Source organism: Amycolatopsis tucumanensis (assembly GCF_021654135.1).
Lineage (GTDB): Bacteria > Actinomycetota > Actinomycetes > Mycobacteriales > Pseudonocardiaceae > Amycolatopsis_E > Amycolatopsis_E tucumanensis.
In genome coordinates, this window is record NZ_JAKGSD010000035.1 from 24,597 (window position 1) to 45,267 (window position 20,671).

Here is a 20,671-nt window from a genome sequence, read left to right on the forward strand (position 1 = left end):
GGCTGGGAGCGTGCGTGTCGGGAACGGGAAGGCGCCGTGGTGGCTGGTGGCGGCCTGCGGGCTGCTGCTGACCGGCTGCGCGCAGTTCGACGACCGGGCCGCGAACCAGACGTTCGAGCCTGCCCCGGAGCTGACCGCCCCGGCCGGGCCGCAGCCGGAACTGCCCGAGGTGGACGGCGGTGACGACGAGTCGCGGCCCAGCTCGCCGCAGACATCGATCCCGCCGCCGCAGGGCTGCACCGACTACGACCAGTCGGTGATCGCGACGTGCCTGGACACCGTGTCCGCGCTCGCCGCGTTGCCGGACACCGGCGCCGCGCCGAGCGCGCTGGCCGCGGAGCGCAAGACGGGCCGCGTGCTGCAGGTGTCGAGCGGTCACACGCCGGCCGAGGTCATCCGCCTGGACGTGCAGGCGACCGGTGACGGCGGCCTGACCGGGCTGGCGCTGTCCCCGACGTTCGCCGAGGACCAGCTGGTGTTCGCCTACGTCACGACGGCCACCGACAACCGGGTGGTCCGCTTCACGCGTGGCCAGCAGCCGAAGGCGCTGCTGACGGGCATCCCGAAGGGCGCGACGGGCAACCGGGGCGCGATCATGACCGACGGCAGGGGCGCGCTGCTGGTCGCGACGGGCGACGCGGGCAACCCGTCGGCGGCGGCGGACCCGAACTCCCTGGCCGGGAAGGTCCTGCGCATCGACACGGCGGGCAACGCGGCGCAGGGCAACCCGACGCCCGGCTCGCGGGTGTACGCGAGCGGGGTGCACTCCCCCGGCGGCCTCTGCAAGGCGACGGACGGTTCCCGGATGTGGATCACGGACCGGGGCTCGTCGGCGGACGCGCTGTACGCGATCACGCCGGGCGCGTCGCTCGCGGTGCCGACGTGGACGTGGCCGGAGAAGCCGGCGCTGGCGGGCTGCGCGGACAGCGGCTCGGCGGTCGTCATCGCCACCTCGGTGGGCGCCAACCTGCAGGAACTGCCCATCACGCTGGACGGTTCGGTGGGCGGCAAGCCGAAGACGCTGATGGACGGCAAGAACGGCACCGCGTACGGCCGCTACGGCGGGCTGGACCAGATCGACAGCCAGTTCGCGCTCGTGGGCACCGTCAACAAGGACGGCGGCCAGCCGATTTCCAGCGACGACCGGGTCGTGCTGATCTCGCTGCAGGCTACCCCGAGCGGCGGCAGCGGCAAGGACTAGGAGCCAGGTCGGCGCCCCGGCAACGAAAGCCGACCAGCCCCACACCCGGAACCGCAGGCTGGCAACGCAAGCCCGAAACCCCCCGAACCACTCCCCTCCCGCAACCCGATCCCCAGCCAAATCGGTTGCCGAGCCGCCGGGTCAAGGCACGCTTTCCCGCCTTGACGCGGTGTCTCGGCAACCGAACACTGAAAGATCGGGTTCGGGAGGGCACCAAATCCGGGCGTAGCGAAGCGAAGCCGGCGCAGTAGAAACCCGCGTAGCGAAAACCTCAGGCCCGGCGGCGCAGCGCCCGAACGTCCAGCACAGCCGCCACCAGCGAGGCCAGCGCACCGAGCATCCCCAGGTACCGGCCGATCCCGGCGTACAGCCCGATGCCGCCCTCGTCGAGCAGCTCGCGCGTGTCCTCGTCGAACTGCCAGCCCATCGCGAACCAGCCGAGGACCATCAACAACAGAGCGACCCCGGCGAAGATCAGCCACAGGTGCGGCAGCCCGGCGACGCGCACCTTGCGGAACTGTCCGAACGCGACCACCGCGACACCGGCAAGGAGCAGCAGCAACGGCCCGCACCAGGCGAGGAACCCGGTGGTCCAGGCGTCCCGCGCGACGTCGGAGGACGGCAGTTCCCGCAGGGCCTCGTCGACGACCTGGTTCGTCGCGGACAGGTTCGTCCACGGCAGGAACAGGGCGAGCGTGGCCACCACGCCCGCCCCGAACGCCGTCCACTCGCGCCAGCTGACGCGGGCGAGCGAGAACCGCTCGGGCTCTGCGGACACCTTCGACGGCATCCTCAGGCGCCCACCCGCTCGATGATCAGCTCGCGGACGCGCTTGGCGTCCGCCTGGCCCTTGGTCGCCTTCATGACCGCGCCGACGATCGCGCCCGCCGCCTGCACCTTGCCGCCACGGATCTTGTCCGCGATGTCCGGCTGCGCGGCCAGCGCCTCGTCGACCGCGGCGAGCAGCGCCGAGTCGTCCGAGACGACCTTCAGGCCCCGCTTCTCCACGACCTCGTCCGGCTCGCCCTCACCGGCCAGCACGCCCTTGACGACCTCGCGCGCGAGCTTGTTGGTCAGCTCGCCGGCGTCGACCAGCGCCGCCACCCTGGCGACCTGCGCCGGGGTGATCGGCAGCGCGGCGATCTCGGTCTCGCGGGCGTTGGCCTCCTGCGCCAGGAAGTTCACCCACCAGCTGCGGGCGTCGTTCGGCTTCGCGCCCTCGGCGACGGTCGCCTCGACCAGCTCGACCGCGCCCGAGTTGAACAGGTCGCGCAGCTCCTCGGCGGACAGGTTCCACTCGGTCTGGATCCGCTTGCGGCGCGCGGCCGGCATCTCCGGCAGCGTCCCGCGCAGCTGTTCGACCCACTCGCGCGACGGCGCGATCGGGACCAGGTCGGGCTCCGGGAAGTACCGGTAGTCCTCGGCGGTCTCCTTGGTGCGGCCCGGCGAGGTGGTGCCGTCGGACTCCTGGAAGTGCCGGGTCTCCTGGGTGACCGTGCCGCCCGCGACCAGCACCGCGGCCTGCCGCGTCATCTCGTACCGCACGGCGCGCTCGACGCTGCGGAAGGAGTTGACGTTCTTGGTCTCGGTGCGGGTGCCGAACTCGGTGGCGCCCTTCGGCATCAGCGACACGTTCGCGTCGCAGCGCAGCGAGCCCTGGTCCATCCGCACGTCGGAGACGTCCAGCGCCAGCAGCAGGTCCCGCAGCGCGGTCACGTACGCGCGGGCGACCTCGGGGGCCCGCTCGCCCATGCCGACGATCGGCTTGGTGACGATCTCGATGAGCGGCACGCCGGCGCGGTTGTAGTCCAGCAGCGAGTGCTCCGCGCCGTGAATGCGGCCGGTGGCGCCACCGACGTGCAGCGACTTGCCGGTGTCCTCCTCCATGTGCGCGCGCTCGATCTCCACGCGCACGACCTCGCCGTCGTCCAGCGTCACGTCCAGGTAGCCGTTGAACGCGATCGGCTCGTCGTACTGCGAGGTCTGGAAGTTCTTCGGCATGTCCGGGTAGAAGTAGTTCTTCCGGGCGAACCGGCACCACTCGGCGATCTCGCAGTTCAGCGCGAGGCCGATGCGGATCGCGCCCTCGACGCCCTTGCCGTTGAGCACCGGCAGCGCGCCGGGCAGGCCGAGGCAGGTCGGGCACACGTTGGTGTTGGGCTCGCCGCCGAACTCGTTGGCGCAGCCGCAGAACATCTTCGTCTTGGTGTTCAGCTCGACGTGGACCTCGAGCCCGAGCACCGGGTCGAACCGCTCGACGACCTCGGCGTAGTCCATCACTTCGGCAACGGCGGTCACGCCGAGACTCCCTTCAGCTCCGGAACCCGGTCGATGATCGACCCGCGCGCGACCTCGTAGGCGGCGCCGACCCGGTAGAGCCGGTCGTCGGCCAGCGCCGGGGCCATGATCTGCAGGCCGACCGGCAGCCCGTCCTCATCGGACAGTCCACTGGGCACGCTCATGGCGGCGTTGCCGGCCAGGTTGGCCGGGATCGTGCACAGGTCGGCGAGGTACATGGCCATCGGGTCGTCGACCCGCTCGCCGATCTTGAACGCGGTGGTCGGGGTGGTCGGCGAGACCAGCACGTCCACCTTCTCGAACGCGGCCGCGAAGTCGCGGGAGATCAGCGTCCGCACCTTCTGCGCCGAGCCGTAGTAGGCGTCGTAGTAGCCGGAGGACAGCGCGTACGTGCCGAGCATGATGCGGCGCTTGACCTCGGCGCCGAAACCGGCCTCGCGGGTGGCCGACATGACCTCTTCGGCGCTGTGCGAACCGTCGTCGGCGACCCGCAGGCCGTAACGCATGGCGTCGAACCGGGCCAGGTTCGACGACGCCTCGCTCGGCGCGATCAGGTAGTACGCCGGCAGCGCGTAGACGAAGTTCGGGCAGGACACCTCGACGACCTCGGCGCCGAGCGCCGTGAGCTGCTCGACCGCGCCCTCGAACGAGCGCTGCACGCCGGCCTGGTAGCCCTCGCCGCTGAACTCCTTGACCACGCCGACCTTGACGCCCTTGAGGTCACCGCGCAGGCCCTCGCGGGCGGCGGCGACCACCGGCGGCACCGGCGCGTTGATCGAGGTCGAGTCGAGCGGGTCCCACCCGCCGATGACCTCGTGCAGCAGCGCGGCGTCCAGCACGGTGCGGGCGCACGGCCCGGCCTGGTCGAGCGAGGACGAGAACGCCACCAGCCCGTAGCGGGACACCCCGCCGTAGGTCGGCTTCACGCCGACCGTGCCGGTGACCGCGCCCGGCTGGCGGATCGAGCCGCCGGTGTCGGTGCCGATCGCCAGCGGCGCCTCGAAGGCGGCCAGCGACGCGGCCGAGCCACCGCCGGAGCCGCCCGGGATGCGGGCGTGGTCCCACGGGTTGTGCGTCGGGCCGAACGCGGAGTTCTCGGTGGAGGAGCCCATCGCGAACTCGTCCATGTTGGTCTTGCCCAGGATCGGCACGCCCGCCTCGCGCAGCTTGCGCGTGACCGTCGAGTCGTACGGCGGGATCCAGTTCTCCAGGGTCTTCGAGCCGCAGGTGGTGGGCAGACCCTGGGTGGTCAGCACGTCCTTGAGGGCGAGCGGGACACCGGCGATCGGCGAGGCCGGGGCCTGGCCGTCGGCCAGCGCGGCGTCGACCTCACGGGCCGCCGCGAGCGCGCCCTCGGCGTCGACGTTGAGGAACGCGTGGACGTGGTCGTCGACCTCGCCGATGCGGTCCAGGTGCGCCTGCGTGACCTCCGCGGCCGACACCTCGCGCGCGTGGATCTTCTCGGCCAGCTCGGCGGCCGACAGCCGTGTTAGGTCGGTCACTGTTCCTCCCCCAGGATCCGCGGCACCCGGAAGCGGCCCTCTTCGGCGGCCGGCGCACCGGCCAGCGCCTGCTGCTGGGTGAGCCCGGGCCGGACCACGTCCTCGCGGAAGACGTTCGTGAGCGGCACGGCGTGCGAGGTCGGCGGCACGTCGTCGGCGGCGACCTCGCTGACCTTGGCGACCGCGTCCAGGATCTGGTCGAGCTGACCTGCGAAAACGTTCAGCTCGTCGTCGGTGACCGCGAGCCTGGCGAGCTTGGCCAGGTGCGCGACCTCGTCGCGGGAAATGTTGGGCACGCGGGTGACTCCCGGGGTGTGCGGATCGGTGTTTCGGTGAGTCACAAGTCTATGGCGGCGGGCCTTGCGACCTCGACCGGGTTGTGCACGGCGGGCTCGCGATCCGGTCTCGGTAGGCAGACGATGGCTCCCCGTGACGGCCTTCGTCTGTCACAATCAGCGGCCGGTTGCGCTCCCCGGCGAGGCGGGAGCGCCGGACCCGAGAGGGGTTCACGTTGTCCTTCCTGATCCGGGTGCAGCTCCCGGACACGCCAGGAACCCTCGGAGCGGTCGCGACGGCTCTCGGCATGATCGGGGCGGACATCCTCTCGGTGGACGTGGTCGAGCGCGGCGGCGGCGTCGCGATCGACGACATGGTCGTGGAACTGCCCTCCGGCAGGCTGCCGGACGCCGTGATCACCGCGGCGGAGAGCGTGGAGGGCGTCGAGGTCGACGCGGTGCGGCCGTACGCCGGCGTGCTGGACACCCACCGCGAGCTGGAGCTGGTCGAGGAGATCGCCGCGCAGCCGGCGTCCGGGTTGGCGGTGCTGGTCGAGGGCGTGCCGCGGATCATCCGGGCGGGCTGGGCGATCGTGGTGTCGGTCAGCGAGCCGGGCGTGGACCGGCTGGCCTCCTCCAGCGCGGCGCCCGAGGCGCCGATCACCGATCTGCCGTGGCTGCCGCTGGAGCGCGCCACGATCCTGGACTCCGAGGACTCCTGGGTGCCGGAAACCTGGCAGGAGCTGGGCACCGAGCTGGCCGCGACGCCGCTCGGCAAGCCGGACAAGGCGCTGCTCGTCGGCCGCCCGGGCGGCCCGATGTTCCGGGCCGCCGAGGTCGCGCGCCTGGCGCACCTGGCCGGGATCGTCGCCGTCGTGCTCGACGGCTGATCACGGCACCTTCGACGGCCACCAGATCCGCCGCCCGACGTCCAGCGTCAGGGCGGGCACCAGCAGCGACCGCACGATCAGGGTGTCGAGCAGGACGCCGAACGCGACGATGAACGCGATCTGGGCCAGGAACAGGATCGGGATGACCGCCAGCGCCGCGAAGGTGGCGGCGAGCACCACCCCGGCCGAGGTGATCACGCCGCCGGTGAGCGTGAGCCCGCGCAACGTGCCCTCGTGCGTGTTCGTGCGGAGGGCCTCCTCACGCACCCGGGTCATCAGGAAGATGTTGTAGTCGATCCCGAGCGCCACCAGGAAGACGAACCCGAACAGCGGCACCGCCGGGTCCGCGCCGGGGAAGTCCAGCAGGTGGTTGAACACCAGCGCGGACACGCCCATCGTCGCCGCGAAGGACAGCACCACGGTCGCGATCAGCAGCAGCGGCGCGAGCAGGGCCCGCAGCAGCAGCGCGAGCACCGCGAAGATCACCACGAGGACGATCGGGATGATCACCGCCCGGTCCCGCTCGGAGGTCTCCTGCGTGTCCAGCTGGGTGGCGGTGGTGCCGCCGACGACGGCGTCCGCGCCGGGCACCGCGTGCACGGCCTCGCGGATGCGGCCGACCGTGTCGAGCGCGGCTTCGGAGTCGGCCGCGTCGGTGAGGATCGCGACGACCTGGACGCGGCCGTCGACCACGTTGGGCACCGCGGCGACCTGCGCCACCCCGTCCACCCGCGCGGCCTGCGCGACCGCCGCGCCCTGGCCCGCGTTGGCGATGATCGTGGTCGGCGAGCCGGACCCGCCGGGGAAGTGCTTGACCAGCACCTCCTGGCCGGCGACCGAGTCGACCGGGGTGAGGAACAGGTCGGACTGCGCGACGCCGCCCGCCTTGAGCTGTGGGACGAACGCGGCGCCCGCCAGCAGCAGGACGGTGGTGCCGATCCAGATCGCCCGCGGTTTGGCCGCGACGGCCTTGGCGATCCGGCCCCAGATGCCGCTCGATTCCGGGTGCGGCGAGCCGAGCTTGGGCCGGACCGGCCAGAACGCGGCCCGGCCGAGCAGGGCGAGCGCGGCGGGCAGGAACGTGACGGAGGCTCCGAACGCGGCGGCGATGCCGATCGCGGCGACCGGGCCGAGGCCGCGGTTGGACTGCAGGTCGGAGAACAGCAGGCAGAGCACGCCGAGCACGACGGTCCCGGCCGAGGCGGCGATCGGCGGCAAGGTGGCGCGCCAGGCCAGTTTGACGGCTTCGTAGCGGCTCTCGGTGTCGCGGAGTTGTTCGCGGAACCGGGAGACCAGGAGGAGCGCGTAGTCGGTGGCCGCGCCGAAGACGAGGATGAACAGGATGCCCTGGCTCTGCCCGTTGAGGGTGAGGACGTCGTGGTCGGCGAGCAGGTAGACGACCAGGCTGGCCAGCCCGAGCGCGGAGACGGCGGAGAGCAGCACGACGACGGGCAGCAGCGGGCTGCGGTAGACCACGACGAGGATGAGCGCCACGACGATCCCGGCGACCAGCAGGAGCAGGCCGTCGATACCGCCGAACGCGGTGACGAGGTCGGCGATCTGCGCGGCCGGTCCGGCGACGAGGACGGTCAGCCCCGGCGGCGCCTGGCGGAGTTCGGCGCGGATCTGCTCGACGACCTCGCCGGGTTCGCCGCCGACCAGGACGGAGACGGTGAGTTCGAGGGCCTGGCCGTCCTGGGACGGCTGCGGGCTCGCGACCTGCGTGACGCCGGGGACGGCCTGGATGCGGGCCGCCGCCTCGCTGAGGAAGGCGTTGTCCTGGGGCGTGACGCCGCTGGTGCGCTCGGCGACGACGATCGCCGGGAGGGTCTGGTCGGTGCTGAAGGTGCGCTGCTCGTTCAGCGCGCGGGTGGATTCGGCGGACGCCGGGAGGAAGGCGGAGTTGTCGTTGGTAGCGACGTCGCTCAGCTTGCCCGCGTAGGGGCCGCCGAAGCCCCCGAGCGCCAGCCAGGCGACGACGAGCAGGGCGGGGACGAGCCAGCGTGCGGTCCTCATGGGCTAATACAGTCCTAGGGATCGGAGAGTTGTTCAGCAGGCTGAACATTACCGGGAGGTGCGGTTGCCCGCAGAGGAAGGCCCGGCAAATCGGACATCGCTCGAGGGTGCGGAAGGGATGGCCTCCTGGCCCACCGGGCGGTTGCTGTCCGCGGCGGCGCGACTGGTCGAGCAGCGGTGGACGGCGCGGCTGGAGACGCTCGCGCTGTCGCACGCCGGGCTGATCGCGTTGCACACGCTGCGCGGCGGGCCGTTGTCGCAGCGCGCGCTGGCCCGCCGGTGCCAGGTGACGGACCAGACGATGAGCCGCACCCTGGACCGGCTGTCCAGATCCGGCTACGTCACGCGGGTGCCCGATCCGCTCGACGGCCGCCGCTCCCTGGCGCGACTCACCCCCGCGGGCGAAGAGGTGCTGGCCACCTCGGAGCAGATCGCGCGGGAGGACTCGTCGGTGATCGGCGCCCTCGGCGACGACGCGGCCTTCCGGCGGCAGCTGATCGAACTGATCGGGCACCTGACCGGCTCATGACAAGTGTCATAGTCGCGCGCTAGTGTGCTGGGATGGAGCTGGGTTTCCTGGGGCTGGGCACGATGGGCACGCCGATGGCGCTGAACCTCGTCCGCGCGGGCACGCCGCTCGTGGTGTGGAACCGGACCGCCGCCAAGGCCGAGGTGCTGCGTGCGGCGGGGGCGGCGGTCGCCGGGAGCGCGGCGGAGGTGTGCCGGCGGGCGGACGTGGTGTTCCTGATGCTCGCCGACGGCGCGGCGGTGGATGCCGTGCTGGGCCGCGGCGGGAGCGGGTTCGCGGCGAACGTCGGCGGGCGGATCGTCGTGCACATGGGGACGACGTCGCCGGAGTACTCGCGCGGGCTGGCGGCCGATGTCGCCGCGGCTGGTGGCCGGTACGTCGAGGCGCCGGTGTCGGGGTCGCGGAAGCCGGCCGAGGCGGGGCAGCTGGTGGCAATGCTGGCGGGCGGGCCGGGGGCGGTGGCCGAGGTGGGGCCGTTGCTGGCGCCGGTGTGCCGTCAGGTGGTGGAGTGCGGGCCGGTGCCGGGCGCGTTGCTGATGAAGCTCGCGGTGAACCTGTACCTGATCACGATGGTGACGGGCCTGGCCGAGGCGACGCACTTCGCGGAGCGGCAGGGCCTGGACTTGGCGCGGTTCGTGGAGGTGCTGAACGCGGGCCCGATGGCCAGTGACGTGTCCCGGGTGAAGGTGGCGAAGCTGGTGGCCCGGGATTTCGGGGTGCAGGCGGCGATCGCGGACGTGCTGAAGAACAACCAGCTGGTCGCGGAGGCGGCTCGCGGGGCGGGGTTGGCGTCGCCGCTGCTGGACGTGTGCCACGAGCTGTACGGGGAGACGCTGCGGCTCGGCCACGGCGCGGAGGACATGGCGGCGGTGGTGCACGCGATCGAGCAGCGGACGGCCGCGATCGAGGAGCGGCACGCCGCGATTGCTGCTGGTGAGGCCCCGGCCCCGGCGACGGCTCCCGAGCCCGCCGGCTGAGCCGCGGGTAGAGGCCATGGGGCTTGGCTGAGTTCACCCGCCGGTGAACGCGAGCCGGCGCGTCACAGCTGCAGCCGGAAGGCGCGCAACCACAGGCCCGGCAACGGTCCCCAACCCCGACCGCGACTGAAACCCACCCGCCGCAGAGCCAGGCAGCGCCTCACCCCCGCCAGCACCACAACCCTGGTGCGAACGCCCCCGGCGTCAGTGCCCCCTCACAGGAGCAGCCAGAAAGCCCGCAACCACAGGCCCGGCAACGGCTCCCAACCCCGACCGCGGCCGAAACCCACCCGCCGCAGAGCCAGGCAGCGCCCCACCCCCGCCAGCACCACAACCCTGGTGCGAACGCCCCCGGCGTCAGTGCCCCCTCACAGGAGCAGCCAGAAAGCCCGCAACCGCAGGCCCGGCAATGGTTCCCAATCCCGTTCCGGCAGGCGGATGAAACCGAGCCGGGTGTAGAGGCGGTGCGCTGTCTTCATGGTGTCCAGGCTGGACATCACCACGGCGCGGGCGCCGAGGGCACGCGCCCGGTCGATCACTGCTCGCGTGAGGGCCTCGCCGACGCCGCGGCCCCGGGCGGCGGGTGCGGTCGCCAGCATGCGGAACTCCAGCTCACCGTCGCGGGCGATTTCGGCGTAGTGCGTTCCCGGGTGGACGATCGTGACCGAGCCGAGCAGGCCGTCGTCGTCCGTGGCGACCAGGAGTTCGGCGTGTTCGGCGCGGTGGGCGGCGTCGGCCAGTTCGCGGACGTAGTCGTCGTCGGCGGTGATCAGGCCGTCCGCGAGGTAGGCGGAGGCGGTCAACTCGCCGATGGCCGCGTACTCCTCGGGGCGGGCCGGTCGGACGGACACCTCGCTCATCGGCCACCTCCGGCTGAGATCACCACGGGCACAACGGCCGGCCCCGCAACGGGTTCCACCGGCCACACCACGGGCGCGCTCACCCGGGCCATCCCAGGAGCGCGCCCTGGCCGCACCGCTCGGCCGGACACTCCGCTCGCCAGCCGCACCACGCACGCCCCGGTCAGCCCCGCCACCGCAGCGGAGCCCTCCGGCCACGGCGCGCGAGCCGGCACCTCACCCATCAGCCGCACCGCGGTCGCCCTGGTCGGCGCCGCCCCGGGGGCGCGCCCTGGCCGCACCGCTCGGCCGGACACTCCGCTCGCCCGCCACACCACGCACGCGCCGGTCGGCCCCGCCACCACAGCGGCACCCTCCCGCCGCCGCGCGCGAACGGACACCTCACTCACCGGTCGGCTCCTCCGTCAGCCCCGCCACCACAGCGGACCCACCCCTCCGGCCGCGGCGCGCGAGCCGACACCTCACTCACCAGCCGGCTCCTCCGTCGGCAGTGCCACCTCGGCGGCGGCCTCGGGGCCGCGGTCCAGCAGCACCTGGAAACCGCCCTCGTCGAGGATCGGGACCTTCAGCTGCACCGCCTTGTCGTACTTGGAGCCCGGCGCGTCGCCGACCACGACAAACGCCGTCTTCTTCGACACCGAGCCCGCGGCCTTGCCGCCGCGCGACATGATCGCCTCCTTGGCCTCGTCGCGCGAGAACGTGTTCAGCGAACCGGTCACCACGATCGACAGGCCTTCCAGCGTGCGCGGCACCGACTCGTCGCGTTCCTCCGCCATCCGGACCCCGGCGCGGCGCCACTTCTCCACCACCTCGCGGTGCCAGTCGACGGCGAACCACTCCCGCAGCGCCCCGGCGATCGTCGGGCCGACACCATCCACATCGGCCATCGCGGCCTCGTCGGCGTTCTCGATCGCTTCCAGCGAGCCGAACTCCCGGGCCAGCGCCTGCGCCGCGGTCGGGCCGACGTGCCGGATCGACAACGCCACCAGCACCCGCCACAGTGGACGGTCCTTCGCGCTGTCCAGGTTGGCCAGCAGCTTCCGCCCGTTCGCGGACAGCTCCCCCGCCTTGGTGCGGAACAGCTCGACCCGCCCCAGCTTCTCCTCGTCCAGGTCGAAGATGTCGCCCTCGTCGACGACCACCCCGGACTCCAGCAGCGCCGTCGCCGCCTCGTAGCCGAGCATTTCGATGTCGAACGCGCCACGCCCGGCCAGGTGGAACAACCGCTCCCGCAGCTGCGCGGGACACGACCGCGCGTTGGGGCAGCGGATGTCGACGTCGCCCTCCTTCTGGTGCGCCAGCTTGGTGCCGCACTCCGGGCAGAACGTGGGCATGATGAACTCGCGCTCGTCGCCGGTGCGCACGTCGACCACCGGGCCGAGCACCTCGGGGATCACGTCGCCCGCCTTGCGGATCACCACGCGGTCGCCGATCAGCACGCCCTTGCGCTTGACCTCCTGCGCGTTGTGCAGCGTCGCCATCGCCACCGTCGACCCGGCCACCTTCACCGGCTCCATCACCGCGAACGGCGTGACCCGCCCGGTGCGGCCGACGTTGACCTGGATGTCGAGCAGCCGGGTGGTCGCCTCCTCCGGCGGGTACTTGTAGGCGATGGCCCAGCGCGGCGCGCGGGACGTGCTGCCCAGCCGCCGCTGCAGCGACACCTGGTCGACCTTCACCACGATGCCGTCGATCTCGTGCTCGGCGTCGTGCCGGTGCTCGCCCCAGTACCGGATGTGGTCCAGCAGCTCGGACGCCTTCTCGACGACCTTCGTGTGGCTGGACACCGGCAGCCCCCACGCCGCCAGTGCCTCGTAGGCCTCCGACTGCCGGGCAGGCTCGAACCCCTCGCGCTTGCCGAGCCCGTGGCAGATCAGCCGCAGCTTGCGGCTGCGGGTGACCTTCGGGTCCTTCTGCCGCAACGACCCGGCCGCGGTGTTGCGCGGGTTCGCGAACGGCGGCTTGCCAGCCTCGACCAGCCGGGCGTTGAGCTCCGCGAAGTCCTCGACCCGGAAGAACACCTCGCCGCGCACCTCGACCAGGTCGGGCACCGGGTACTCGTCGGTTCCGGTCAGCGTCTCCGGCACCTGCTCGAGCGTGCGGACGTTGAGCGTGACGTCCTCACCCGTCCGCCCGTCGCCGCGGGTGAGCCCGCGGACCAGCCGCCCCCTCTCGTACAGCAGGTTGATGGCCAGCCCGTCGATCTTGAGCTCGCACAGGTACTGGGTGGACCCGCCGACCTCGCGCTCCACCCGGTCGACCCACGCCCGCAACTCCTCCTCGTCGAAGACGTTGTCCAGGCTCATCATGCGTTCGAGGTGGTCGACCGCGACGAAGTCGGTGGAGAACGTGCCGCCGACGTTCTGGGTCGGCGAATCCGGCGTCGCCAGGCCCGGGTACTCCGACTCCAGCCGCTCCAGCTCCTTGAGCAGCGCGTCGAACTCGCCGTCGCTGATGACCGGCGAGTCCAGCACGTAGTACCGGAACTGGTGCCCGCGCACCTCTTCCGCGAGCGCGCCGTGGCGATCGCGGACCTCGGCGGGGACCTCGGTGACGTCCTGTGCGGCTGGAGTCTCACTCACAGTCCGTCAGCTTAGTCAGCACCACCGACAGTTTCCGGGCGTTCCTCGTCCAGACCACGGACCAGGTCACGCAGTTCGAGGAGCGTGATGGCGCCGGCGGGCTCGGCCTCGGCCGTCTCCACCCTGCGTAACCGTTCCGCCGCGAGGCGTTCGCCGAGCGTTGCGTCCAGCGGCAGGAACGTCATCGCCGACCGCGCGGCCGGGTCGAGTTCACCCAGCAGCGGGTGGTGGACCGCGACGTCGACCACCCCCTCGGCCTCGTCCACCTGCGCGGCGACCCGGACGTCGGCCAGCGCGACCGACCGCGTCCCGAGGTTCACCGTCACGCCCGTCGGATCGGGCACCGGCGGCACCGAGTCGTGGTACTCCCAGATCGCGTCCTCGGGCGGCGCGGCGGCCTTCCACGCGTCGGTGAACGGCCGCAGCGCCGGGTCCTCCTGGCCGCTCACCACGAGCGCGTAGATGGCCCGCTGCCCTCGTTCGAGTGACACGTGCAGGTCCGGGTGCAGCTCGGCGACGGCAGCGGCCAGCTCGCCCTCGACGCGCTGCGGCTCGCGGTCGCCCAGCGCCGCGCTGATCTCCGGCAGCATCTCCGGCCAGCGGCGCCAGAAGCGCTCCGCGGCGGCCACCGGGTCGTCCGGCACCGCCTGCTCCGGCCACGCCGTGCGCGGGTCGGGCAGCTCGTCCTCTGGACGCCGTCGTCGAAACCATCGCATCGGGTAGGTCCTACCAGCCTTCCGGCGGCTCCACGAACGCTTTGCCCAGATCCGTGGTCAGCTTCAGGGCGCGGCGCACCCAGTCCGCGGTCGCCCCGGCGAAGCCGCACGTCGGCGTCGGCACCGCGCGCTCGGCCAGCGTCGAGCGGTTGAACCCGAGCCGGTCGGCCAGCGCCAGCGCGGGCTGCGCCAGCTCCCGCAACGCGGGTCGCCGGGCCGGTTCCAGCGCAGGCACCAGGCCGAGGAACAGCACGGTCCCGCTGTCCCAGGCCTCCCCCAGCTCGTCGAGCAGGGTCGAGGGCGCTCCGCCGAGCAGCGTCGCGTCGATCGCCAGCGCACCCGCGCCCGCGGCGTGCAGGAGGCCGACCGGCGGCCGCGCGGCGCAGCAGTGCACGACGACCGGCTGCCCGGTCAGCTCGCCGGCCCGCTCGATCACGCGGCTCAGCAGTTCCCGCGCCTCCGGTTCAGGGACCGCAGGGACGGTGCCGTAGCCCGACGGGGTCGGCAGCGAACCGGCGAGCACGGCGGGCAGGGTCGGCTCGTCGAACTGGACCACGACCTCCGCGCCGGTGCGCGCCTTGAGCTCGCCGACGTGCGCGGCGAGCCCCTCCAGCGCCGATTCGGTGAACTCGCGCACCGCGCCGCGGTCGGTGAGCACGCGGTGCCCGCGCGGCAGCTCGATGCCGGCGGCCAGCGCCCACGGCCCGGCCAGCTGCGTCTTGATCACGGGCGCGGCACCCGCCTCGGTGACCGCGTCGAGGTCCCAGCGCAGCAGGTCCACCGCGCGCCGGTGGTCGTGCCCCGGGCGCGCCGCGACCCGGTAACCGCTGGGCACGACCTCGATCGCGAGGTCCACCAGCATCGCGGCGGTCCGGCCGATCAGGTCCGCCCCGACGCCGCGGGCAGGCAGCTCCGGCAGGTGCGGGAAGTCGGGCAGCTCGCCGAAGACGACGGCGGCCGCCTCCGCCGGGTCGGCGCCGGGCATCGATCCCACCGCGGTGGCCGCACCGGGTGGCCAGACGTGTTCGCTCACACCCCGATTCTCCAAGGCCGCCCGGCCGGTCGCGCCCCCGGCCCCGCGGGCGGCCCGGAAAATGGCGCCGGGAGGAATAGCGGAAAGGTGTCGATGTCGGAAAATCCGGTCAACCGGACATTTCTCCGCAATTCCCCGGTCGTCTCCCGTTCTTGATTTCCGCTGGCTAACCTTGACGGGCATGACGAGCGGTTCGCGGCACGCGGGCGGTGGCACCCTGTTCACCGAGCCCTTCCTGGTGGTCAGCCACCGTGCCGGGGCGGCAGGGCCCGGCGTGCGGGACCAGCACGGGCGACCGCTGGGAACCGTCGCGGAAACCGATCACGGCGCGTTCCGGAAAACGTTGTGGGCGCTCACCGGATCCGCCCGCTTCCGCCCGAACTGTTTCGCCGTCCGCGACTCCGGCGGAAGTGTCGTGCTGAAAGTGCGGGCACACGACTCGCGCTTTCTGGTGACGCGCGCGGACGGCACGCCGATCGGCGGGATCGCGCCCGACGGGCCGGACCGGTTCACGCTGTCGGCCCACGGCCGCCCGGCCGGGGTGCTGGAGCACCGGCGGCCGCGTGAGTTCAGCATCACCGACGCCGCCGGCCGGGAAGTGGCGCGCTCGGCGGAGGGGGACGGCCGCGACTACGTCGTGGAGGTGTTCGCGCAGCTCACGGATCCGCTGGCGAGCCTGGTGATCGCCGCGGCGCTGACCCTGGACACCGCGCTGCGCCCGGGGTGACGTGGGTCTCAACCACGGCAGGTGGACTTTCCACCCGGGAAGTTCCAAAGTGAAATTTCCCGGTCGGAAAGGACGATGAGGTCTCGTGGAAGCAACTCCGGAAGGCAGCGCCGAGTGGAGCGAGCCCGGCCTGTACACCGTGGCACCGGGCGTGCACCGGATCCCGTTGCCGCTGCCCAACGACGGGCTGCGGGCCGTCAACGTCTACGCCCTCACCGAGGGTTCCGAGCTGGTGCTCATCGATTCCGGCTGGGCGCTGGACGAGGCGCGCGAGCAACTCGCCGCCGCGCTCAAGGGGCTGGGCGCCGAACTCGGTGACGTGAGCCAGTTCCTGGTCACCCACGTGCACCGCGACCACTACACGCAGGCGGTCGCGCTGCGGCGGGAGTTCGGCGGGCGGATCGCGCTGGGCTCGCTGGAGGAGCCGTCGTTGCGCATGACGGCGGACCCGGACGTGGTGCCGCTCATCGGGCAGATCCGGTCGCTGCGCATGTGCGGCGCGGATCCGGTGGCCGACGAACTGGTGCGGGTGTTCGAGATCCACGGCCGCAACACGGAGGCGTCGATCTGGGAGCAGCCCGACGAGTGGCTCACGCCGGGCCGCCGCGTCGTGCTTCCCGGCAGGCAGCTCGACGTCGTGCACACGCCGGGGCACACGGCCGGGCACGTCGTGTTCGACGACGGCGCGGCGGGGCTGATGTTCACCGGCGACCACGTGCTACCGCACATCACGCCGTCGATCGGTTTCCAGCCCGCGGTGGCGGAGATGCCGTTGCGCGACTTCCTGGACTCGCTGCGCCTGGTGCGGGGCATGCCGGACCGGCGGATGCTGCCCGCGCACGGCCCGGTGTCCGACAGCGTGCACGCCAGGGTCGACGAACTGCTGGACCACCACGCCCAGCGGCTCGACGTCATCGCGACGACCATTGTGGACGGTGCCGCGACCGCGTACGAGTCGGCGCTGCGGCTGGGCTGGACGCGGCGGCAGCGCAAGCTGGACGAGCTGGACGTGTTCAACCGGATGCTGGCCGTCCTGGAGACCGCCGCGCACCTCGACCTGCTGGTCCACCAGGGCAAGCTGGCCCTGCTCGTCGAGGACGGGGTGCGCCGCTACTCGGTGGCCTGAGCGGGTCGCAGGGGCGCCCGGGCGCGACTTCGCGTAGGGTGGGTGGCAGCGGGCGGGTTCGGTCGCCGTCGACGCCGGTTGCGAGGAGCACCGGAACGGTGAACCTGCCGCGATGCTGACGCTCGCCCCCCGCTGCCATCGACTCCGCCGGTCACGGGCTGTTTCCCGGGCCGGACGTCCTCACCACCTGGCTGCCGCGCCAGACGGCGCCGGCCACCCCTTTTCAGGAGCTCACCTTGATGCAGACCACCCGTCAGACCCGTACCCCGGACGCGGCCGCGCCCGTCCTGTTCAGCCACCCCCTGGCCGAGGAACCCACCCGGACCGCGGGCGAGGTCGACGTGACCCCCGCGCGGCACGTCCGCTTCGCGGCGCCGTCGTCCACCCCGGCCCGCCGCCGCTGACCGGCGCCACGGCGCCCACTTCGTCCGGAACCGGCAGCGACTACGCCGCCCTGTCGCGCGAGATCCGCGCCGCGGGCGCCCGGACCGCCTTCGCCTCCTCGGCGACAACTGGTGGCAGTTGCTGAGATCTTCCGGACGCGCCGCCCCGACGACACGCTGGGGACGCTGCGCGGCGGCCTGATCGGCATGCACGAGGAACCTGCACGCCTCCGGCATCCGCTCGGTGTGGCGCGGCGAGACCAGGGCCCGGCGCCTCGAAGGCGCGCTGCTGGTCGCCCACACCGTGGGGTACCTCGCCGCTGTGTTCCTCGTCCTGTCGCCCGGCATCGCCGTGTTGTTCGTCGTGGTGCACCAGGCGCTGTGGGGTGTCTACATGGGATGCTCGTTCGCCCCGAACCACAAGGGCATGCCGACGATGACCGGCGAGTCGCCGGACTTCCTGCGCAAGCAGGTGCTGACGTCGCGCAACGTCCGCGGCGGCTGGTTCACCGACTTCCTGCTCGGCGGGCTGAACTACCAGATCGAGCACCACCTGTTCCCCAGCATGCCCCGGCCGCACCTGCGGCACGCGCAGCCCATCGTGCGGCGGTTCTGCGCCGCGCACGGGATCTCCTACAGCGAGACCGGTCTGGTGCGGTCCTACCGCGAAGTGTTGCGGCACCTGCACGAAACGGGCGCGCCGCTGCGGGCCGGGACCGGGTAGTGTCGGTGGTGCCGGGACTTCCCGGCACCACACCGGCCGTTTTCCGGCCGGGGACGGGAGCGCCGACATGACGTCGGGTTCACCCACATCCACCACCACCCCCCAGCAATCCGGGCCGGGTCTGCGCATGACGCTCAAGCCGGAGGCGCCTGCCACCGGGCAGGTCGACGGCGCGTGGTGGCCCAGGTCCCGCGACCTGTCCGCCGAATTGCCCGCGCTGCTCGCCGCCCTGACGGCCCGGCTCGGCGCCGTCGAGCGGTCGACCTACCACTTGGACGGCTGGAACCCCGCAGGCACCAAGCTCGCCACCGGCGGGCGCACGGTGCGGCTGGACGGGTTCCGGTCGCAGCGCCCCGGCACCGTCACCCTCGTCGGCACGGGCATGCGCCGCCTGACGCTGCTGGTCGTGCCGCCGGAGACCACCGACGCCGCCGCCGCGAAGGCGATGCGCGACGCGTCCCTTCCCGGCGGCGACGACAGCGTGGACAGCCTGATCGGCGACGAGCTCAGGAGAACTGCTCCCGCAGCTCGCGCTTGAGGATCTTGCCCGAGGCGTTGCGCGGGAGGTCCGGGACGAACCGGATGGCCTTCGGCACCTTGAACGCGGACAGCCGTTCCCGGACGTGGGCGATCAGATCCTCCGGCGTGACGTCCTCTTTGGACACCACAACCGCGGTGATCGCTTCGATCCACTTCTCGTCGGGGACGCCGATCACCGCGGCTTCGGCCACCGCCGGGTGCGTGTAGAGCGCGTCCTCGACCTCGCGGGACGCCACCAGCACACCGCCGGTGTTGATCACGTCCTTGATGCGGTCGACGACGTAGATGTAGCCCTCCTCGTCGATCCGCACCAGGTCGCCGGAGTGGAACCAGCCGCCGTGGAAGGCTTCCGCCGTCTCCTCGGGCTTGTCCCAGTACCCCTCGCACAGCTGCGGGCTCCGGTAGACGCATTCCCCGGACTCGCCCGGCGCCACGTCGTTGCCCTCGGCGTCGACCACGCGCAGCTCGACGAACAGCACCGGGCGGCCGGCCGAGTCGGGGCGCTCGGCGTGATCCTCGGGGCGCAGGATCGTCGCCAGCGGGCCGATCTCGGACTGCCCGAAGCAGTTGTAGAAACCCAGCTCCGGCATGGCTTCCCGGAGGCGGTCGAGCACCGGCCCCGGCATGATCGACGCGCCGTAGTACGCCTTGCGCAGCGCGCTCAGGTTTCGGGAGCCGAAGTCGGGGTGGTTGGCCAGCGCGACCCACAGCGTCGGCGCGGCGAAGAACGCGCCGTGCCGGTCCTCGGCCAGGCGGCGCAGGATGTCCGTCGGATCCGGCGTTTCCAGGAGCGTGTTCGTCGCGCCGACGGCCAGCCACGGGACGAGGAACACGTGCATCTGCGCCGAGTGGTAGAGCGGCATGACGTGCAGCGGGTCGTCGTCCGCGGTGAGGTCGAGGCCGGTGATGCACGAGAGGTACTCGTGCACCAGCGCGCGGTGGGTCATCATCGCACCCTTGGGTCGGGACGTCGTGCCGGAGGTGTACAGCAGCTGCACGAGGTCGCCGTCGGCCACGTCGACGTCCAGCGCGGGCGCCTCGCCGGACAGCGCGACCAGCGCGCCCTCGGCGTCGCGCAGCGGCACCACCTGCTCCAGCGGCGGCAGGTTGCCCGCCAGGGCGGGGTCGGCGAGCGCGACGCGGCTGCCGGACTGCTCGACCAGGTAGGCCAGCTCGCCGCCGGTGAGGTTGTAGTTGACGGGCACGTGCACGAGCCCGGCGCGGGCGCACGCGAGGAAGCCGATCAGGTAGGCGTCGGAGTTCTTGCCGTACGCGGCGACCCGGTCGCCCTTGGCCAGCCCGAGGCCGAGCAGGTGCGCGGCGGCGCGGGTGATGGCGGCGTCGAGCTCGGCATAGGTCCAGGTGCGGTCGGCGAACTTCAGCGCGACGCGAGCGGGCCAGCGCGCCGCGCTGCGCCGGAGGATGTCCGCGACGGTGCTGGAGCGGAGCGTGGTCAAGGGGACTCCTCCTTCGGCGCCGGTGCCATACTCGACTGTCGTGAGTGAGATCCACATTAGACGTGCCCGGCGCTCCGATGTCGAGGAGATCGTGGCGATGCTGGCCGACGACGACCTCGGCGCGCGGCGGGAGGCGCCCGGCGACCCGGCCTACCTGCGGGCGTTCGAGGCGATCGACGCCGATCCCGGCCAGCTGCTGGCGGTCGCGGAGCGGGACGGCGACGTGGTGGGCACGCTGCAGCTGACGTTCATCCCGGGCCTGTCCCGCCGCGGCGCGACGCGGGCGCTGGTCGAGGGCGTGCGGGTGCGGTCCGACCAGCGCGGCGGCGGGCTCGGGGCCAGGCTGATGGAGTGGGCGGTCGAGGAGTCCCGGCGGCGGGGCTGCGCGCTGGTGCAGTTCACCTCCGACGCCTCCCGCACCCGCGCGCACCGCTTCTACGAGCGGCTCGGCTTCGAGGCCACCCACCTCGGGTTCAAGCTGATGCTGTAGGCGGTTCCCAGTTCCGCACCAGGTCGAGCAGGCCCGGGAACCGCGCGTCGAGGTCGGCGACGCGCACCTCGCTGCGGCGCTCCAGCCCGTACTGCCGCTGGGTCGTCACCCCGGCCTCGCGGAGCAGCTTGAAGTGGTGGGTCAGCGTCGACTTCGGGCGGTCGATCCCGAACCAGCCGCACGAGCGCGGCACGCCCGGCGACTCCAGCAGCAGCTTCCGCACCATCCCGAGCCGCAGCGGGTCGCTGAGCGCGGACAGCACCACCTCCAGGCGCAGGTCCTCCCGCGCCGGCTGCGGCAACATCTCCTCCGTCACAGTTCGAATAATATCGTACTAGCGACTAG

General features: G+C 72.5%; 20 protein-coding genes and 1 pseudogene. 10 read left to right on the forward strand and 11 right to left on the reverse strand.

What is annotated here, in order from left to right; translation table 11 throughout:
• The first annotated feature begins 10 nt into the window (after positions 1 to 10).
• On the forward strand, positions 11 to 1,201 hold the full coding sequence (locus tag L2C96_RS28880) for a PQQ-dependent sugar dehydrogenase (protein ID WP_237338432.1): 1,191 nt from the start codon (positions 11 to 13) through the stop codon (positions 1,199 to 1,201).
• 271 nt (positions 1,202 to 1,472) lie between these two features.
• Here L2C96_RS28880 and L2C96_RS28885 read toward each other — a convergent pair whose 3' ends face one another.
• From L2C96_RS28885 to gatC, 4 genes are read right to left on the reverse strand one after another with little or no spacing between them, the layout of a single operon-like run.
• Positions 1,473 to 1,991: a hypothetical protein gene (locus tag L2C96_RS28885; protein WP_020421943.1), complete on the reverse strand. Its 519-nt coding sequence runs from the start codon at positions 1,989 to 1,991 to the stop codon at positions 1,473 to 1,475.
• Positions 1,992 to 1,993: 2 nt separating this feature from the next.
• Positions 1,994 to 3,499: an Asp-tRNA(Asn)/Glu-tRNA(Gln) amidotransferase subunit GatB gene (gatB, locus tag L2C96_RS28890; RefSeq protein WP_020421942.1), complete on the reverse strand. Its 1,506-nt coding sequence runs from the start codon at positions 3,497 to 3,499 to the stop codon at positions 1,994 to 1,996.
• Complete coding sequence (gene gatA / locus L2C96_RS28895; protein ID WP_237338433.1) at positions 3,496 to 5,001, reverse strand: Asp-tRNA(Asn)/Glu-tRNA(Gln) amidotransferase subunit GatA; 1,506 nt, start codon at positions 4,999 to 5,001, stop codon at positions 3,496 to 3,498. Before gatA ends, gatB begins: the two co-directional genes overlap by 4 nt.
• Complete coding sequence (gatC, locus tag L2C96_RS28900) at positions 4,998 to 5,297, reverse strand: Asp-tRNA(Asn)/Glu-tRNA(Gln) amidotransferase subunit GatC (protein ID WP_017987443.1); 300 nt, start codon at positions 5,295 to 5,297, stop codon at positions 4,998 to 5,000. The genes gatA and gatC overlap by 4 nt, the downstream gene beginning before the upstream one ends.
• Before the next feature lie 215 nt (positions 5,298 to 5,512).
• Here gatC and L2C96_RS28905 point away from each other — a divergent pair, with 215 nt between their 5' ends.
• Complete coding sequence (locus tag L2C96_RS28905; RefSeq protein WP_027936445.1) at positions 5,513 to 6,166, forward strand: ACT domain-containing protein; 654 nt, start codon at positions 5,513 to 5,515, stop codon at positions 6,164 to 6,166.
• On the opposite strand, the gene L2C96_RS28910 is transcribed toward L2C96_RS28905, so the two are convergent.
• A complete protein-coding gene (locus L2C96_RS28910; protein WP_237338434.1) occupies positions 6,167 to 8,182 on the reverse strand; it encodes an MMPL family transporter in 2,016 nt (671 codons plus the stop codon).
• A 118-nt stretch (positions 8,183 to 8,300) separates the two neighbouring features.
• Between L2C96_RS28910 and L2C96_RS28915 the strand changes: the two genes are divergently transcribed.
• On the forward strand, positions 8,301 to 8,711 hold the full coding sequence (locus tag L2C96_RS28915; protein ID WP_237338435.1) for a MarR family winged helix-turn-helix transcriptional regulator: 411 nt from the start codon (positions 8,301 to 8,303) through the stop codon (positions 8,709 to 8,711).
• Between the two features lie 32 nt (positions 8,712 to 8,743).
• Positions 8,744 to 9,688: an NAD(P)-dependent oxidoreductase gene (locus L2C96_RS28920; RefSeq protein WP_237338436.1), complete on the forward strand. Its 945-nt coding sequence runs from the start codon at positions 8,744 to 8,746 to the stop codon at positions 9,686 to 9,688.
• Positions 9,689 to 10,056: 368 nt separating this feature from the next.
• Here the strand turns inward: L2C96_RS28920 and L2C96_RS28925 are convergent, their stop codons facing one another.
• The 4 genes from L2C96_RS28925 to L2C96_RS28940 all read right to left on the reverse strand — a co-directional run bounded on the left by L2C96_RS28925 (position 10,057) and on the right by L2C96_RS28940 (position 14,879).
• Positions 10,057 to 10,548, reverse strand: a complete 492-nt coding sequence (locus L2C96_RS28925) for a GNAT family N-acetyltransferase (protein ID WP_237338437.1) — start codon at positions 10,546 to 10,548, stop codon at positions 10,057 to 10,059.
• Positions 10,549 to 11,009: 461 nt separating this feature from the next.
• Positions 11,010 to 13,130 (reverse strand): NAD-dependent DNA ligase LigA, encoded by a 2,121-nt coding sequence (ligA, locus tag L2C96_RS28930; RefSeq protein WP_020422758.1) that lies wholly within the window; start codon positions 13,128 to 13,130, stop codon positions 11,010 to 11,012.
• Positions 13,131 to 13,141: 11 nt separating this feature from the next.
• Entirely contained in the window at positions 13,142 to 13,846 is a 705-nt protein-coding gene (locus L2C96_RS28935) for a hypothetical protein (protein WP_027936576.1), read from the reverse strand.
• A gap of 10 nt (positions 13,847 to 13,856) precedes the next feature.
• Positions 13,857 to 14,879: a uroporphyrinogen decarboxylase/cobalamine-independent methonine synthase family protein gene (locus L2C96_RS28940; RefSeq protein WP_020422756.1), complete on the reverse strand. Its 1,023-nt coding sequence runs from the start codon at positions 14,877 to 14,879 to the stop codon at positions 13,857 to 13,859.
• A gap of 181 nt (positions 14,880 to 15,060) precedes the next feature.
• On the opposite strand from L2C96_RS28940, the gene L2C96_RS28945 reads away from it, so the two are divergent.
• The 5 genes and pseudogenes from L2C96_RS28945 (at position 15,061) to L2C96_RS28965 (ending at position 18,377) form a co-directional block, all read left to right on the forward strand.
• Entirely contained in the window at positions 15,061 to 15,606 is a 546-nt protein-coding gene (locus tag L2C96_RS28945) for an LURP-one-related/scramblase family protein (RefSeq protein ID WP_020422755.1), read from the forward strand.
• 85 nt (positions 15,607 to 15,691) lie between these two features.
• Positions 15,692 to 16,732 carry an MBL fold metallo-hydrolase gene (locus L2C96_RS28950; RefSeq protein WP_020422754.1) on the forward strand — a complete coding sequence of 347 codons (1,041 nt, stop codon included), beginning with the start codon at positions 15,692 to 15,694 and terminating at the stop codon, positions 16,730 to 16,732.
• 239 nt (positions 16,733 to 16,971) lie between these two features.
• Positions 16,972 to 17,136: a hypothetical protein gene (locus tag L2C96_RS28955; protein ID WP_020422753.1), complete on the forward strand. Its 165-nt coding sequence runs from the start codon at positions 16,972 to 16,974 to the stop codon at positions 17,134 to 17,136.
• Between the two features lie 196 nt (positions 17,137 to 17,332).
• Positions 17,333 to 17,839: pseudogene (locus tag L2C96_RS28960) on the forward strand (fatty acid desaturase family protein); the annotation flags it as partial.
• A gap of 127 nt (positions 17,840 to 17,966) precedes the next feature.
• Positions 17,967 to 18,377: a DUF5994 family protein gene (locus L2C96_RS28965; RefSeq protein ID WP_020422750.1), complete on the forward strand. Its 411-nt coding sequence runs from the start codon at positions 17,967 to 17,969 to the stop codon at positions 18,375 to 18,377.
• On the opposite strand, the gene L2C96_RS28970 is transcribed toward L2C96_RS28965, so the two are convergent.
• Complete coding sequence (locus L2C96_RS28970; protein WP_237338438.1) at positions 18,346 to 19,836, reverse strand: acyl-CoA synthetase; 1,491 nt, start codon at positions 19,834 to 19,836, stop codon at positions 18,346 to 18,348. The two genes, L2C96_RS28965 and L2C96_RS28970, sit on opposite strands and share 32 nt — an antisense overlap.
• 49 nt (positions 19,837 to 19,885) lie before the next feature.
• Here L2C96_RS28970 and L2C96_RS28975 point away from each other — a divergent pair, with 49 nt between their 5' ends.
• Complete coding sequence (locus tag L2C96_RS28975; protein ID WP_304413092.1) at positions 19,886 to 20,326, forward strand: GNAT family N-acetyltransferase; 441 nt, start codon at positions 19,886 to 19,888, stop codon at positions 20,324 to 20,326.
• Here L2C96_RS28975 and L2C96_RS28980 read toward each other — a convergent pair.
• Positions 20,310 to 20,642: an ArsR/SmtB family transcription factor gene (locus L2C96_RS28980; protein WP_020422747.1), complete on the reverse strand. Its 333-nt coding sequence runs from the start codon at positions 20,640 to 20,642 to the stop codon at positions 20,310 to 20,312. The genes L2C96_RS28975 and L2C96_RS28980 overlap by 17 nt on opposite strands.
• Positions 20,643 to 20,671 lie beyond the last annotated feature (29 nt).

Bases quoted from the DNA above. Each gene is read 5' to 3' on its own strand.
- L2C96_RS28910 (WP_237338434.1), bottom strand. From the start codon at position 8,182: ATGAGGACCGCACGCTGGCTCGTCCCCGCCCTGCTCGTCGTCGCCTGG.
- L2C96_RS28915 (WP_237338435.1), top strand. From the start codon at position 8,301: ATGGCCTCCTGGCCCACCGGGCGGTTGCTGTCCGCGGCGGCGCGACTG.
- L2C96_RS28965 (WP_020422750.1), top strand. From the start codon at position 17,967: ATGACGCTCAAGCCGGAGGCGCCTGCCACCGGGCAGGTCGACGGCGCG.
- L2C96_RS28945 (WP_020422755.1), top strand. From the start codon at position 15,061: ATGACGAGCGGTTCGCGGCACGCGGGCGGTGGCACCCTGTTCACCGAG.
- L2C96_RS28920 (WP_237338436.1), top strand. From the start codon at position 8,744: ATGGAGCTGGGTTTCCTGGGGCTGGGCACGATGGGCACGCCGATGGCG.
- L2C96_RS28955 (WP_020422753.1), top strand. From the start codon at position 16,972: ATGCAGACCACCCGTCAGACCCGTACCCCGGACGCGGCCGCGCCCGTC.
- L2C96_RS28925 (WP_237338437.1), bottom strand. From the start codon at position 10,548: ATGAGCGAGGTGTCCGTCCGACCGGCCCGCCCCGAGGAGTACGCGGCC.
- L2C96_RS28935 (WP_027936576.1), bottom strand. From the start codon at position 13,846: ATGCGATGGTTTCGACGACGGCGTCCAGAGGACGAGCTGCCCGACCCG.
- L2C96_RS28885 (WP_020421943.1), bottom strand. From the start codon at position 1,991: ATGCCGTCGAAGGTGTCCGCAGAGCCCGAGCGGTTCTCGCTCGCCCGC.